We start from the raw sequence: 14656 nt of genomic DNA on the forward strand, positions 1-14656 counted from the left end.
AATTGTGTAGGAACTATGGAGCCCCGGATTCCCCCTTGCGCCCCGGGGGGAGGGCTGGCAATATATCTCCTTGCCGCGCGGCCCGGAGCCGAGAGCGAGGGGACGCGGCGGGCACCTTGAGAACCGGATATCGCGGGGGACACGGCCTCAGAGCAGGCCAGAGAGTGTCCCACAGGATGAGAGAAGAAGAACCATCTTCCAGACAGCAGTATAGCAGAGTGGTGAGGTTTTACCCAGATCCGCTCAGGCAGTCACGCGAACGATGGATCCGAGAGAGCACCGGCTTCAGGCCGGGCCACGGGCGGGCTCCCGCGCCGATAGGAACAGCAGCCGACCCTCGGGGTCGGCGGTCGATATTGGACGGAGAGTTCGATCCTGGCTCAGGATGAACGCTGGCGGCGCGCCTAACACATGCAAGTCGAACGGCACCCACCTCCGGGTGGAAGCGAGTGGCGAACGGCTGAGTAACACGTGGAGAACCCGCCCCCTCCACCGGGATAGCCCGGGGAAACCCGGGGTAATACCGGATGAGCCGGGAGGCCGCATGGCCCCCCGGTGAAAGCCCAGGCGGGAGGGGATGGCTCCGCGGCCCATCAGGTAGACGGCGGGGTGACGGCCCACCGTGCCGACGACGGGTAGCCGGGTTGAGAGACCGACCGGCCAGATTGGGACTGAGACACGGCCCAGACTCCTACGGGAGGCAGCAGTGGGGAATCTTGCGCAATGGGGGCAACCCTGACGCAGCGACGCCGCGTGCGGGATGGAGGCCTTCGGGTCGTAAACCGCTTTCAGCAGGGACGAGTCAAGACGGTACCTGCAGAAGAAGCCCCGGCTAACTACGTGCCAGCAGCCGCGGTAATACGTAGGGGGCGAGCGTTATCCGGATTCATTGGGCGTAAAGCGCGCGTAGGCGGCCGGGCAGGCGGGGCGTCAAATGGCGGGGCTCAACCCCGTCCCGCGCCCCGAACCGCCCGGCTCGGGTCCGGCAGGGGAGGGTGGAACGCCCGGTGTAGCGGTGGAATGCGCAGATATCGGGCGGAACACCGGTGGCGAAGGCGGCCCTCTGGGCCGGCACCGACGCTGAGGCGCGAAAGCTGGGGGAGCGAACAGGATTAGATACCCTGGTAGTCCCAGCCGTAAACGATGGACGCTAGGTGTGGGGGGACGATCCCCCCGTGCCGCAGCCAACGCATTAAGCGTCCCGCCTGGGGAGTACGGCCGCAAGGCTAAAACTCAAAGGAATTGACGGGGGCCCGCACAAGCAGCGGAGCATGTGGCTTAATTCGAAGCAACGCGAAGAACCTTACCCGCGCTTGACATGACCGTGAAGCCGCGGAGACGCGGTGGCCGAGAGGAGCGGTCACAGGTGGTGCATGGCTGTCGTCAGCTCGTGTCGTGAGATGTTGGGTTAAGTCCCGCAACGAGCGCAACCCCCGCCGCGTGTTGCCATCGGGTGATGCCGGGAACCCACGCGGGACCGCCGCCGCCAAGGCGGAGGAGGGCGGGGACGACGTCAAGTCATCATGCCCCTTATGCGCGGGGCTGCACACGTGCTACAATGGCCGGTACAGAGGGAGGCGACCCCGCGAGGGGGAGCGGATCCCGAAAGCCGGCCCCAGTTCGGATCGGGGGCTGCAACCCGCCCCCGTGAAGTCGGAGTTGCTAGTAATCGCGGATCAGCATGCCGCGGTGAATGCGTACCCGGGCCTTGTACACACCGCCCGTCACACCACCCGAGTCGTCTGCACCCGAAGCCGCCGGCCCAACCGCGAGGGGGGAGGCGTCGAAGGTGTGGAGGGCGAGGGGGGTGAAGTCGTAACAAGGTAGCCGTACGGGAACGTGCGGCTGGATCACCTCCTTTCTAGGGAGACACCTGGAGAGCTATGACTTTCAAACTTTGATATCCGGTTCGACCGGACCCCGGCGCGGAGCATCGAGCCCGCCCGACTCGAACCCTGTGGGCACCCCCTCCCCCGCGGTACCCGGTCCCCGGGGTTCGCCCCGCGTACCTTGAGAGCCGCATAGCGAGAAGGAGGCAGGAGCCCTTCGGCTCCTGTCGAGAGGAACGATTGAATTCGATTCTCCATCTACGACATCTTTTTTGTTGACGATTTATCTTTCCGATCCGATATACGCGGATATTGAGACAGATACCGAACGAGAGTGAACGTTCGGGGAGTACGACGGTGTCCCCCGCGTGGGGCGCGTCTCACTCCCGATCGCGACACCAACTTGTTAGAAGCACGGATTTACACGCATGGCGCCCCGCCCCGGGAGGGCGGGGGAAGATATGCAGGGCGCACGGCGGATGCCTTGGCGCAGGGAGACGACGAAGGGCGCGGCAAGCCGCGATAGTCCCTGGGGAGGCGCACACGGCCTGAGATCCAGGGGTACCCGAATGGGAGAACCCGGCGGGAGCAGTCCCGTCATCCCCCCTCTGAACTCATAGGAGGGGGGAGGGCAACCCGGGGAACTGAAACATCTAAGTACCCGGAGGAAGAGAAATCAACATCGAGATCCCCCGAGTAGCGGCGAGCGAAAGGGGGCCTAGGGCAAACCGGTGAGCGCACGCGGGCGGCAGCCTTCGCGCCACCGGGGTTGCGGGGCGGACCATCCGGGACCTGCCGGTCCCGGCGGCCGTCCGGCGAGGCGAGCGGAACGGCATGGGAAGGCCGGCCGCAGCGGGTTAGAGCCCCGTACGCGAAGCCTCGACCGGAGACCGGCGTCCGTTCCCCGAGTAGGGCCGGGCACGGGGTACCCGGTCCGAAGCTGGGTGGACCACCATCCAACCCTGAACACTCCCCTGCGACCGATAGCGCACTAGTACCGTGAGGGAAAGGTGAAAAGCACCCCGGGAGGGGAGTGAAACAGCACCTGAAACCGTGCGCCCGCGAGCAGTCGGAGCAGACTTGTTCTGTGACGGCGTGCCTTTTGTAGAATGAGCCAGCGAGCCACCGGTGCGGGGCGAGGTTAAGCTTGGAAGCGAGCCGCAGCGAAAGCGAGTCCGAACAGGGCGACGAGTCCCGCGCCGTGGGCGCGAAGCCGGGTGAGCTATCCCTGGGCAGGCTGAAGCGGGGGTAAGACCCCGTGGAGGGCCGAACGCACGTCGGTTGAAAACGGCGGCGATGACCTGGGGATAGGGGTGAAAGGCCAATCAAACCCGGAGATATCTCGTTCTCCCCGAAATAGCTTTAGGGCTAGCGTCGGGGGTTCACCGCAGGAGGTAGAGCACCGGACAGGTGAGGGGGCTTCGCCGCCTACCGATCCCGACCGAACTCCGAATGCCTGCGGCCCACACCCCGGCAGTCAGAGCATGTGGGCTAAGCTGTGTGCTCGAGAGGGGAACAGCCCAGACCGCCCTCTAAGGCCCCCAAGTCCATGTTGAGTGGCAAAGGATGTCCGTCTGCGCAGACAGCCAGGAGGTTGGCTTAGAAGCAGCCACCCCTTCAAAGAGTGCGTAACAGCTCACTGGCCGAGTGGACGGGCGCCGACAATACACGGGGCTAAACATGGCGCCGAAGAGGCGGATTCGCGCAGCACTGCGCGTCTGGTAGGGGAGCGTCCCGCGCGGGGCGAAGCGGAAGGGCGACCTTCCGTGGACCGCGCGGGAGCGAGGATGCTGGCATGAGTAGCGAGAGACGAGAGAGTAACTCGTCCGCCGTGAACCCGAGGTTTCCTGGGCGAGGCTAATCCCCCCAGGGTCAGTCGGGGGCTAAGGCGAGGCCGGCAGGCGTAGCCGAAGCGCAGCAGGTGGACATTCCTGCACCGCAGATGAGCGTCACGACCGACGCGGCGACGGATGGGGGTGGCTCGGCGGGGTTCTGGACGTCCCCGTGATGGAGCGCGGCCCGCAGGGGAGGGAAGTCCCCCCTGCACGAGGGTTAGGCTCCGGACGAAGCGACTGAGCGAAGCGAGTGAGCCCGAGGTCCCTAGAAAAACCGCTAGGCAGCGATTCTGCGCCCGTACCGCAAACCGACACAGGTGGGTGGGTAGAACATACCGAGGCGATCGGGTCAACCATGGTCAAGGAACTCGGCACAATGGCCCCGTAACCTAGGGAGAAGGGGTGCCCGCGCGTACGTGAACCGGCTTGCCCGGGGAGCGGAGGCGGGCCGCAGTGAAGAGGCCCAAGCGACTGTTTACCAAAAACACAGGACTCTGCAGAAGCCGCAAGGCGACGTATAGGGTCTGACGCCTGCCCGGTGCCGGAAGGTCACGGGGAGGGGTTAGCTTTCCGCGAAGCCCCGAACCCAAGCCCCGGTAAACGGCGGCCGTAACTATAACGGTCCTAAGGTAGCGAAATTCCTTGTCGGGTAAGTTCCGACCTGCACGAAAGGCGCAACGACTTGGGCGCTGTCTCGACCGTGGACCCGGTGAAATTGCACTGGTCGTGAAGATGCGACCTACCCGCGGGAGGACGGAAAGACCCCGTGAACCTTCACTGCAGCTTGGCATTGGCCGCTGCTCGGGAGTGTAGAGGATAGGCGGGAGGCTGCGATGCCGGGGCGCCAGCCCCGGCGGAGCCGACCTTGGAATACCGCCCTCTCCCGTGCGGCGTCCTAACCCCCGGCCGTGAGCCGGCGGGGGGACCGTGCCAGGCGGGCAGTTTGACTGGGGCGGTCGCCTCCTAAAGGGTAACGGAGGCGCGCGAAGGTCCGCTCGGGACGGTCGGCAACCGTCCTCAATGAGTGCAAGAGCGTAAGCGGGCTTGACTGCGAGGCCCACAAGCCGAGCAGGTGCGAAAGCAGGCTCTAGTGATCCGGCGGCTCCGCGTGGGCGGGCCGTCGCTCAACGGATAAAAGGTACTCCGGGGATAACAGGCTGATCTTGCCCAAGAGTCCACATCGACGGCAAGGTTTGGCACCTCGATGTCGGCTCATCGCATCCTGGGGCTGGAGCAGGTCCCAAGGGTACGGCTGTTCGCCGTTTAAAGCGGTACGCGAGCTGGGTTCAGAACGTCGTGAGACAGTTCGGTCCCTATCCCCCGCGGGCGCAGGAGAATCGAGGGAGGCTGCCCCTAGTACGAGAGGACCGGGGTGGACGGACCTCCGGTGCACCGGTTGTCGACCAACGGCATGGCCGGGTAGCCGCGTCCGGCGCGGATAACCGCTGAAGGCATCTAAGCGGGAAGCCGTTCCCGAGATCAGTTCTCCTTCCGGTAAGGGCCCAGGTAGAACACCTGGTCGACGGGCCGCAGGTGCAAGCCCCGCGAGGGGTTCAGCCGAGCGGTTCCGATAGCCCGAGCTCTTACCCACGCCATCCCGGACCGGGCGCCCTGCCCGTGCGGGTGGCGCGAGACGGAGAGAGACGAAGCGCCCCGTATCGAGACACCGTCCCCTCTCACCCCCTCCTTCCGCTGTGCGGCCCTCAGGGCACGCGGTCCCCCGGGGCCGGCGGGCGCCGCCCACCGGTCAGCGGCCAGAGCAGGGGTGGCACGCCCGGACCCGTTCCGAACCCGGAAGCTAAGACCCCTCGCGCCGATGGTACTGCGGGGTGAGCCCGTGGGAGAGCAGGGCGCCGCTGACCGGTGGACGGCACCGAGCCGTCCAATCGATTGCTAAGACCCTCTGTTTATCAGAGGGTCTTTTGCTATGTATTGAGTGTCTAACGTATGCTGGTATGTGTCTTTGAATCATGTCGCCAGGAGGTGGGTCGTGTTTACGCTCTTTGTGATTGGCAATCTTGCGTCTGGCAAGAGCACTGCCACACGCTACCTTGCCTCTCGTGGTGCTCGTCGGATCGACCTTGATCAGCTTGCGAAGGACCTCTATGTCCCTGGCTCTGACGTTGTTGCAGCACTTGCGGACGCTTTTGGTTCCGACATTCTCGATGAGAATGGCGCGGTGCGTCCCCGTGTTTTGGCTGAGCGGGCTTTTGCAACGCCGGAACAGACCCGCGCGCTGAACGACATTGTGCTGCCGCTTGTGTATGAGCGTCTCAACAATATGCTGCTTCCCTGTGCCTGCATGGCAACCGAGCGCAGCCTGCCCGCGTTAACTGTGGTTGAGGTCTCACTTGCGCGCGAGTTCTCGTATGCGTTCCCTCTCGCTGACGAGATTATGGCCATTACCGCTCCTCTTGAGGTGCGTATTGCGCGCGCCGTTGAGCGTGGGATGAGCGAGGACGATGCTGAGAATCGTGCCGCTCTGCAGCCTTCTGAAGAAGAGCTCTGTGGCCTGGCCAACACCGTGTTCGATAACACGGCAGGTGATGATTCGCTCTTCTTGGCTCTTGATGAATGGCTTGCCTGCCATGGGTTCGATAACCGACAGATGGCCTTGGAGTCTCTTGATGCGTAAGGGTCTGAGGCTCTTTGCCTGGTATCGGGTGGTGCCGATTGCGCTCATGTTTGCTGTCGGCGCCGTCTCGTTTGTCTACAGCTATGCTCCTGCGCCGCTTTTTGGCTTACTGTATCCTCTCGACTACGAGGATTACATTACGGATTCGAGCGAGCGTCATACCGTAGACCCGTTTCTCGTCGCCGCGGTGATCGAGACGGAGTCGAATTGGAACGCACAAGCGGTTTCCTCTAAAGAGGCCCAGGGTCTTATGCAGCTACTCCCCGAGACGGCGGAGGACATGGTCAAGATGGGCCTTGTCGATGGTGCGCGCTTTGATCCGGATGAGCTTGACGACCCTCGCACCAACATCGAGTTTGGCTGCGCCTACCTGTCGTACCTCATCGACTATTTCAACGGCTCGACCGATCGGGCCATCGCGGCGTATAATGCCGGTCTTTCGAACGTAAACGACTGGGCATCGGCAGATACGGTGCTGCATAACGCCATCACCTTCCCCGAGACACAGGCGTATCTTGTGCGGGTGAACAATGCATGGGCGCGCTATAAGGAGCTGTATTTGGACGCGTTCCTTGAGTAGCTAGGATCTCCTCGTGTGGCGGGAAGGTTGTGGGCTTTTCTGCAGCGTAGCGATCTCCCGCATCGCTTGTGCTGCCACCGCGTCCTTTTGGGTATAGGGCAGAGCGTGGGCTGATGGCGAGCGCACCGCGCCGATTGAGGAGGATGACGTGGAGAAGTTTGAAGTCGAGCGCGTCGGCGGCGAGCTCAAGCTCTTTGGCGTCGCGGGCGATCCGGTTGCCTTTGAGGTTGTCTCGCCTTTTGAGCCCGCGGGCGACCAGCCCCAGGCTATCGCCTCCCTCGTCCAAGGGGTTAAGGATGGGGACCGCTATCAGGTGCTGCTTGGCGTAACGGGCTCTGGCAAGACCTACACCATGGCAAAGACCATCGAGGCTCTGGGTAAGCCAACGCTCGTCATGGCGCCCAACAAGACGCTCGCCGCACAGCTTGCGAGCGAGCTCAAGGAGTTTTTCCCCCATAACGCAGTGGTGTACTTCGTCTCGTACTACGACTACTACCAGCCCGAGGCGTACGTGCCGCAGTCGGACACCTACATCGAGAAGGACGCCTCCATCAACGAGGAAGTCGAGATGCTGCGGCACCAGGCAACGGCCTCGCTGCTCAGCCGCCGGGACGTGATCGTGGTCGCCTCTGTCTCGTGCATCTACGGTATCGGTTCGCCCGAGGACTATGCCGGGCTCGCCCCCAACGTGGACAAGAAGGAGCCACTCGAGCGCGACGACTTTATCCACACGCTTATCGACATCCAATACGACCGCAACGACTTTGATCTGGCGCGTGGCACGTTCCGCGTGCGCGGCGACGTGGTGGATGTCTATCCGCCCTATGCGGAGCACCCGCTGCGCTTTGAGTTCTTTGGCGACGAGGTGGAGCTCATCGCCGAGACTGATGAGGTGACGGGCGAGATTCTGCGCGAGTACGACGCGATCCCCGTGTGGCCGGCCTCGCATTACGTGACCGAGAAACCCAAGGTCACCGCGGCCCTCAAGACCATCGAGGAGGAGCTGGAGCATCGCGTGGGCGAGCTCAAGGCGGCCGACAAACTGCTCGAGGCGCAGCGCTTGCAGCAGCGCACCGATTACGACCTCGAGATGCTCGAGACCATGGGCTACTGCAACGGCATCGAGAACTACTCGCGCCACCTCGACGGGCGCAAGCCGGGCGAGCCGCCCTTTACGCTCATCGACTACTTCCCCAAAGACATGCTCTGCATCATCGACGAGAGCCACGTTACCGTGCCGCAGATCCGCGGCATGCACGAGGGCGACCGCTCACGCAAGGTGACCCTCGTGGAGCACGGGTTTCGCCTGCCCTCGGCGCTGGACAACCGCCCGCTGCGCTTTGACGAGTTTGAGGCGCGGATTCCGCAGTTTATCTATGTGAGCGCCACCCCGGGCGACTACGAGTTGCGCGTGTCGCAGAACAACGTGGAGCAGATCATTCGCCCCACCGGTCTGTTGGACCCCAAGATCGACGTGCGCCCGGTGCGCGGGCAGATCGACGACCTCTTGGACGAGATCCGCGAGCGCACGGAACGCCACGAGCGTGTGCTGGTGACGACGCTCACCAAGCGCATGGCCGAGGACCTGACCGACCACCTGCTCGATGCGGGCGTGAAGGTCAACTACATGCACTCCGACACGGCCACGATGGACCGCGTGGATATCCTGCGCGACCTGCGCCAGGGAAAGATTGACGTGCTGGTGGGCATCAACCTGCTGCGCGAGGGCTTGGACCTGCCTGAGGTGTCGCTCGTGGCGATCCTCGACGCCGACAAAGAGGGCTTTTTGCGCAACCGCCGTTCGCTCATCCAGACAATCGGTCGCGCCGCGCGCAACGCCGACGGCGCGGTGGTGATGTACGCCGACACGATCACCGACTCCATGCGCGAGGCCATCGACGAGACGAACCGCCGCCGTGCGATCCAGATGAAGTTCAATGAGGAACATGGCATCGAACCGCGGACGGTGCGCAAGGCAATCAACGACATCTCGAGTTTTATCGCCGAGGCGGAGGAGAACGTGGGCAAGCGCGACCGCAGCCGTGGCGACTCGCTCGGGCACGGCGCGTTCTTTACCCCGGCAGGCACCGAGGGTGCCGACGAGGCGCCCGGCGTGGAGGTCTCCGACGGCCAGCAGCTTGCCGAGGAGCTGGCAAACCTGCCCAAGGACGAGCTCGCGCGCATCGTGGCCACCATGGAGGAGGACATGCGGAGCGCCTCGGAGGCGATGGACTTTGAGGAGGCCGCCCGCCTGCGCGACGCCATCGTGCACCTGCGCGCCGTCGCCGAGGGCACAAGCGAGGACGAGGTTATCGAGCTGCTGCGCCGCGATGCGCGAAAGGGGAGCGTATTCGCCGCAGGCCGCAAACGCCAGGGCACCCGAGCAAAACGCGCAAAGCACTAGGAGCGAGACCTGGTACGGCCCGGAGGCACCGTGGGGCGCGAGCCCAGGACTGTCTGAAGTTGGAATCCCGCGCCCCGCGGCCCGGTCAAGCGAGCCCTCAACATCGTCAGTGCGTAGTGGCGTATCCGTTGACGATGGTATACTCATGGGTTGAGGGAAGTCGCGGCCCATGAGGCTGCTGGTTTTTGAGGGGTTGCCATGACTGACGAGTACATGCTCGAGTATCGCCCGGTTGACGGGAAAGCGCTGCTGGCAAAGCTGGCGCGGGTTAAGTGGAGCTTCGTCATCATGGCGGTGCTCTGCTTCTTCTGGGCGGTCTACATGTATGTGACGGCGCCTCAGGGCGGTGCGGGCGGTCTGCTGCCCACGCCGGTCGAGGGCCCGGCGGGTCTTGTGGGGCTGCTGCCGTGGTGCGGCATCGTGGGCGGCCTCCTCGGGTTTGTGGGGACCGTCGTCTCGCGCTCGCCGTGGGCACTCGGCTGGGTCGAGCCGCTCGTGAGCATCGTGATGCTCCTCGCGGGCCTCTGGGGCATCTACTCGATCCCCGAGCTCGGGACGTTTGGCCAGACCTACACGCTCGCGGGCGTCTTTCTTGCACTCTATGTGGCCGTGATTGCGCTCGAGCTTTATCGTCGCGACGCGAGCTATTGGTACGTTGAGATGCTCGTCGCCGCGGCGGTTCTCGCAATCTCGCTCGCCGGCGGCGTCAACATGGCCTCCGATGCCGCGCTCGTGGGCTTCTACAGCCTTGCCTTCTTTGTGGCGGCGTGGGGCTTTGTCTACGGTGCCCTCAAGCTCGGTGGCTCCGACAAGGGCGCTGAGGCGTGCGAGACGGTAGTGGCTGCTGCCGAGTAGCCGACGCGCCCCGCGGGGGTATTATCAGAAACGGTGGCAATCGGTCGAGAGCGCTCGCGGGCGCTCTCGACGTGTATGAAAGGAAAACCATGGCAACGTGCGAGCATGCGCAGGCGGCAGGCGGGCAGACCGCGCCGCAGCAGTTTGAGGAGAACAACCTCTCGGAGGCCAAGCGAGTCATCGCCATCCTCTCGGGCAAGGGCGGCGTGGGCAAGTCGCTCGTCACCGGCTCGCTTGCGGTGGAGCTTGCCCGCCGCGGCAACAAGGTCGGCATTCTCGACGCGGACATCACCGGCCCCTCCATCCCCAAGATGCTCGGCATGAGCGGACGGCACGCCTCGGGTCTGGGCAACCTGCTGCTGCCCGAGATCTCGCAGACGGGGATCAAGGTCATGTCGTCCAACCTGCTGCTTGCCAACGAGACCGACCCCGTGCTCTGGCGCGGTCCGGTGATCGCCGGGGCCATCCGACAGTTCTGGAGCGATACCTCATGGGGCCCACTCGACTATCTGCTCGTGGACATGCCCCCGGGCACGGGCGACGTGGCGCTCACCGTATTCCAGTCGCTGCCGGTGGACGGTATCGTGGTCGTCACGAGTCCGCAGGACCTCGTGTCGATGATCGTGGCCAAGGCCGTCAACATGGCCGACAAGATGAACGTCCCGGTGCTTGGCATCGTGGAGAACATGAGCTACGTGACTTGCCCCGACTGCGGCAAGAAGATCGAGGTCTTTGGTCCGAGTAAGCTCGACGACGTGGCGGCAGAGTACGGTGTGAAGGTGCTCGGGCGCCTGCCGATCGACCCGACGCTCGCCGCCGCCTGCGATGCGGGCGCCCTCGAGGAGGCGCTGCCCGAGGGCTTTCTGCCCGAGGCACTCGCGGCTTGCGAGGCCGTGGCGCCACGCGAGGGCGAAGGCGCGCCTGACTCGGCTGAGTAGGTCTGCCTACGGGCTTGCGGTAGGGCGATGCGACGGAAGGCCACCGGCGAGGGAGGCGCTATGAAGGCTGCGGCGACTGCATACGACGTTGCCGTGATCGGCGGCGGGGCCTCGGGCCTTGCCGCCGCGTTTGCCGCCGCGTGGACAGGGGCTCGGGTCGTGGTGCTCGAGCGCGACGTGGCCTGCGGGCTTTCCATCCTCGCTACGGGGAACGGTCGCTGCAACCTCTCCAACGAGCGGCTGGACCCTGCGCGCTATCGGCACCCCGCAGCGGCCCGGGTCGTGATGGGCGAGGAGCCCGAGCGCTCCGTCGCTGCGTTCTTTGACCGCGTGGGTGTGTGGACCGCCGCCGAGGACGAGGGGAGGCTCTATCCCTACAGCCGTCGAGCCGCGTCGGTGCGCGACGCGCTTCTTGGTGCGTGTCTCCGTGCGGGGGTGGAGCTTCGCTGTGGCTGCACGCTAACTGCCGCACATGCGGACGCCGATGCCGCGGGCTGGGAGCTTGCACTGCGTGGGCCCGAGCGCCCCGTCCGCCTGCGCGGCGGGCGCGACGAGAAAGCTGCGCTCCGGGCGGCACGGCGGGCCCTCTCGGATGTCGCCCAGTGCGATGGGCGGCTGCACGCTCGTGCCGTGGTCCTGGCGCCCGGGGGGCGCTCCGAGGGCATCTGCGGTATCTTTGGGCTCCCGCACGTGCCGGAGCGGCCCGTTCTCTGCCCGATTGCGTGCGCGGTGCGCGACCTGCCCAAAGCAACGGCTGCGCTCGACGGCGTGCGGGTTCATGCCGCGCTTACGCTCCGGGGTCCTGATGGTCCGGCGTGGCGCGAGGCGGGGGAGGCTCTCTTTCGCCCATATGGCATCTCGGGCATCGCGGCCTTTAACCTGTCGCGTCGCATTCGCCCCGGCGACGAGATCGTGCTCGATCTTTTCCCCGAGATGGATGAGGAAAAGCTTGCGGCGGCGTTTGAGCGGCGTGCGGATTTGCGCGGCGACCTCGCGGGTGCGAAAGATGCGGACGCCTGGTTTGACGGAGTCCTCGACCGACGGGTTGGCAGCCTCGTGCGTGAGGTGGCGGAGCGGACGTCTGCCCGGGTTACGCCAGAGACACTTGCCCGCGCCGCAAAGGGCATTGAGCTTACGGTTGCCGGTACGGCGGGCGAACAAGCGGCGCAGGTGCGGCAGGGCGGTATCCCGTTTGATGCCGTCGACCTCGAGACGCTTGAGCTTGCGGGCGCTGGGGCACCGGGCGTCTTTGCGTGCGGCGAGGCGCTCGATATGGACGCCGACTGTGGTGGCTTTAACTTGGCGTGGGCATGGCTCTCGGGTCTGCGCGCGGGGTCGTCTGCCGCTGCGGCGGCGCGGAGGTAGCTGGATGCGCACGGCGGCGGCAGAGCAGGTGTGGGAGCGCATCTATGCCGGTACGGCTTACGTTTGATGTACGGTGGCCCGCGACGAGCCTTCACGTGGCACCATCGTGGACCAAGACGCATCAAAGGCTGAGGGGGAGAGGGCGCGCCTTGCCGAACGGCGGCGGGCGGCGGGCGGTGGCGGAGACGACTCGATGGGAGGGCGATATGCTCGAGATTTCCAACCTGCGGATTGCGCTCGATGACGGCGTGGACGAGAAAAACTGTCTTGCGGCCGCTCGGCGTGTCGCCGCAAAGCTGCTCCGCTGCGCCCCTTCTGAGCTTTCGGACTTGGAGCTCCGTCGGCGTTCGATCGATGCGCGCAAGAAGCGCGACGTGCACCTGGTCTGTACGGTCCGAGCGGGGGTGGGCGGTCCGTCTCGCGAGCGGGAGCTCATCGAGCGTCTCGCCCCGCAGGCGCGCCGCAACGTGCGCTCGGTCGAACCCGAGCGGGTGGCGTTTCCGAGCCCCGTGCCCTCAAAACTCCCGCACCGCCCCGTGGTTGTGGGCGCGGGTTGCGCCGGCCTCTTTGCGGCGCTCGCCCTTGCCGAGGCCGGGCTCGAGCCGCTTCTCATCGAGCGCGGCGACAACGCCACGCGCCGCGCCGACGCCATCGACCGCTTTGAGCGCACGCGCGCGCTCGATCCCGAGAGCAACATCCAGTTTGGCTTGGGCGGAGCGGGGACGTTCTCGGACGGCAAGCTCACCACGGGCACCAAGAATCCGGCGCACCGGCTCATCCTCGAGACCTTTGTGGCCGCAGGGGCGCCGCGCGCGATCCTTTGGGACGCCAAGCCGCATATCGGGTCGGATATCCTGCCGCGCGTGGTCACCTGGATTGTGGCGCGCATCCGCGAGCTGGGCGGCGAGGTGCGTTTTCGCACGAGGCTCGTCGACATCGAGCGCGATGGTGCAGGCGCCGTACGGGGGATAGAGATCGAGGCCACGGGGCCCGATGGCGAGCCGGCGCAGGACCAGGAGGGCTCCAGCGCAACAGCGGCACCGCGCGTCTCGCGCATCGCGTGCGAGCGGCTTGTCCTTGCCTGTGGGCACTCGGCACGCGATGTCTTTGAGCTGCTGGAACGGCGTGGGTTTGCCCTTGCCCGCAAGACCTTTGCCATGGGAGTGCGCATCGAGCACCGGCAGGCAATGATCGACCGGGCGCAGTACGGCCCCGCAGCCGGCCACCCTGCGCTCGGCGCGGCGCCCTACAAGCTCGTGGCGCATCCGCGCGATGCCCGCGCGGTCTTTAGCTTCTGCATGTGCCCGGGCGGTACGGTTGTGGCGGCAACGTCGGAGGAGGGCTGCGTCGTCACCAACGGGGCGAGCGAGCACGTCCGGGCGGGTGAGAACGCCAACGCGGCGCTCCTCGTCAACGTGCTGCCGGACGACCTGCCCGGCACCTCGCCCCTGGCGGGCGTGGAGCTTCAGCGCCAATGCGAGCGCGCTGCCTTTGCGGCGGGCGGCGGCGACTACCGCGCTCCGGCGCAGCTGCTCGGCGACTTCCTTGCCGGCAGGCCGAGCACGGGGCCCGGTGCGGTGCGGCCGACCTACCCGCTTGGCGTAACGTGGACGGCGCTCGACGCTCTGCTGCCCTGTTATGTCACCGAGGGGCTCCTGGCCGGTATTCCGCTCATGGAGCGCCAGCTCAGGGGCTTTACGGTGCCCGACGCGGTGCTCACCGGCGTGGAGACCCGCTCAAGCTCGCCTGTGACCGTCCGCCGCAGCCGCGCATGCGAGGCCGAGGGCGCGCCCGGTGTCTTTCCCTGCGGCGAGGGCGCGGGCTATGCGGGCGGCATCATGAGCGCCGCCACCGACGGCATCCGCTGCGCCGAGGCGCTGATCGCGAGCCTTGCGGACTAAAGCATCGCCGCCATGTGTCAAAGAAACCTGTCCCCACGGTCACGTGACAATGGGGACAGGTTTCTTTGTTACGCCGTGGGCGGTTGCCCGGGCGCGGTGAGCGGCAAGATGAGCGGCGCACCGCCCGCGGCGATGACGGCGTCGGCGTAGTTGGCTGCGAGGCGGATATCGCCCACGGCGGGCAGGTGCGTCGGCGCGATGCCGATGATGGGGCGCGTGCTCATAAGGGGAGTCTCCTGGGTATGCTCGATGCTCGGCTACATGCGGGGCGTTCTACCGAGGTTCTTCGCCGGAGCACCCCCCGCTGTTCAGAA

8 protein-coding genes and 3 rRNA genes are annotated in these 14656 nt (G+C 65.7%); 10 read left to right on the top strand and 1 reads right to left on the bottom strand.

The genetic code is table 11. The features are described 5' to 3' along the window. The first annotated feature begins 357 nt into the window (after positions 1–357). The 10 genes from B5G20_RS05590 to B5G20_RS05635 all read left to right on the top strand — a co-directional run bounded on the left by B5G20_RS05590 (position 358) and on the right by B5G20_RS05635 (position 14342). A 16S ribosomal RNA gene (locus tag B5G20_RS05590) occupies positions 358–1861 on the top strand. 420 nt (positions 1862–2281) lie between these two features. Further along, positions 2282–5255: ribosomal RNA gene (locus B5G20_RS05595) — 23S ribosomal RNA — on the top strand. 155 nt (positions 5256–5410) lie between these two features. Next, positions 5411–5526: ribosomal RNA gene (gene rrf / locus B5G20_RS05600) — 5S ribosomal RNA — on the top strand. Together the 16S, 23S and 5S rRNA genes form the textbook arrangement of a ribosomal RNA operon. Before the next feature lie 128 nt (positions 5527–5654). Next, positions 5655–6299, top strand: coding sequence for a dephospho-CoA kinase (gene coaE / locus B5G20_RS05605; protein WP_087355823.1), 645 nt, complete (start codon positions 5655–5657; stop codon positions 6297–6299). After that, the gene (locus B5G20_RS05610; protein WP_087355824.1) at positions 6292–6879 is read left to right on the top strand and encodes a lytic transglycosylase domain-containing protein; all 588 of its coding nucleotides are present in this window, start codon (positions 6292–6294) and stop codon (positions 6877–6879) included. Before coaE ends, B5G20_RS05610 begins: the two co-directional genes overlap by 8 nt. A gap of 148 nt (positions 6880–7027) precedes the next feature. Continuing rightward, positions 7028–9283: an excinuclease ABC subunit UvrB gene (uvrB, locus tag B5G20_RS05615; protein WP_087355825.1), complete on the top strand. Its 2256-nt coding sequence runs from the start codon at positions 7028–7030 to the stop codon at positions 9281–9283. A 198-nt stretch (positions 9284–9481) separates the two neighbouring features. Further along, positions 9482–10138, top strand: coding sequence for a hypothetical protein (locus B5G20_RS05620; protein WP_087355826.1), 657 nt, complete (start codon positions 9482–9484; stop codon positions 10136–10138). 89 nt (positions 10139–10227) lie between these two features. Further along, positions 10228–11076 carry an Mrp/NBP35 family ATP-binding protein gene (locus B5G20_RS05625; protein WP_087355827.1) on the top strand — a complete coding sequence of 283 codons (849 nt, stop codon included), beginning with the start codon at positions 10228–10230 and terminating at the stop codon, positions 11074–11076. 60 nt (positions 11077–11136) lie between these two features. Continuing rightward, complete coding sequence (locus B5G20_RS05630) at positions 11137–12441, top strand: FAD-dependent oxidoreductase (RefSeq protein ID WP_087355828.1); 1305 nt, start codon at positions 11137–11139, stop codon at positions 12439–12441. A gap of 206 nt (positions 12442–12647) precedes the next feature. Next, a complete protein-coding gene (locus tag B5G20_RS05635) occupies positions 12648–14342 on the top strand; it encodes an FAD-dependent protein (protein WP_087355829.1) in 1695 nt (564 codons plus the stop codon). Positions 14343–14410: 68 nt separating this feature from the next. Here the strand turns inward: B5G20_RS05635 and B5G20_RS10340 are convergent, their stop codons facing one another. Continuing rightward, the gene (locus tag B5G20_RS10340; RefSeq protein WP_158094401.1) at positions 14411–14566 is read right to left on the bottom strand and encodes a hypothetical protein; all 156 of its coding nucleotides are present in this window, start codon (positions 14564–14566) and stop codon (positions 14411–14413) included. Between the last annotated feature and the right edge of the window lie 90 nt (positions 14567–14656).

Origin of the sequence: Collinsella sp. An7 (genome assembly GCF_002159335.1) — a bacterium.
GTDB lineage: Bacteria > Actinomycetota > Coriobacteriia > Coriobacteriales > Coriobacteriaceae > Coprousia.

Bases quoted from the DNA above. Each gene is read 5' to 3' on its own strand.
- B5G20_RS05610 (WP_087355824.1), top strand. From the start codon at position 6,292: ATGCGTAAGGGTCTGAGGCTCTTTGCCTGGTATCGGGTGGTGCCGATT.
- B5G20_RS05620 (WP_087355826.1), top strand. From the start codon at position 9,482: ATGACTGACGAGTACATGCTCGAGTATCGCCCGGTTGACGGGAAAGCG.
- B5G20_RS05625 (WP_087355827.1), top strand. From the start codon at position 10,228: ATGGCAACGTGCGAGCATGCGCAGGCGGCAGGCGGGCAGACCGCGCCG.
- B5G20_RS05630 (WP_087355828.1), top strand. From the start codon at position 11,137: ATGAAGGCTGCGGCGACTGCATACGACGTTGCCGTGATCGGCGGCGGG.
- B5G20_RS05635 (WP_087355829.1), top strand. From the start codon at position 12,648: ATGCTCGAGATTTCCAACCTGCGGATTGCGCTCGATGACGGCGTGGAC.
- B5G20_RS10340 (WP_158094401.1), bottom strand. From the start codon at position 14,566: ATGAGCACGCGCCCCATCATCGGCATCGCGCCGACGCACCTGCCCGCC.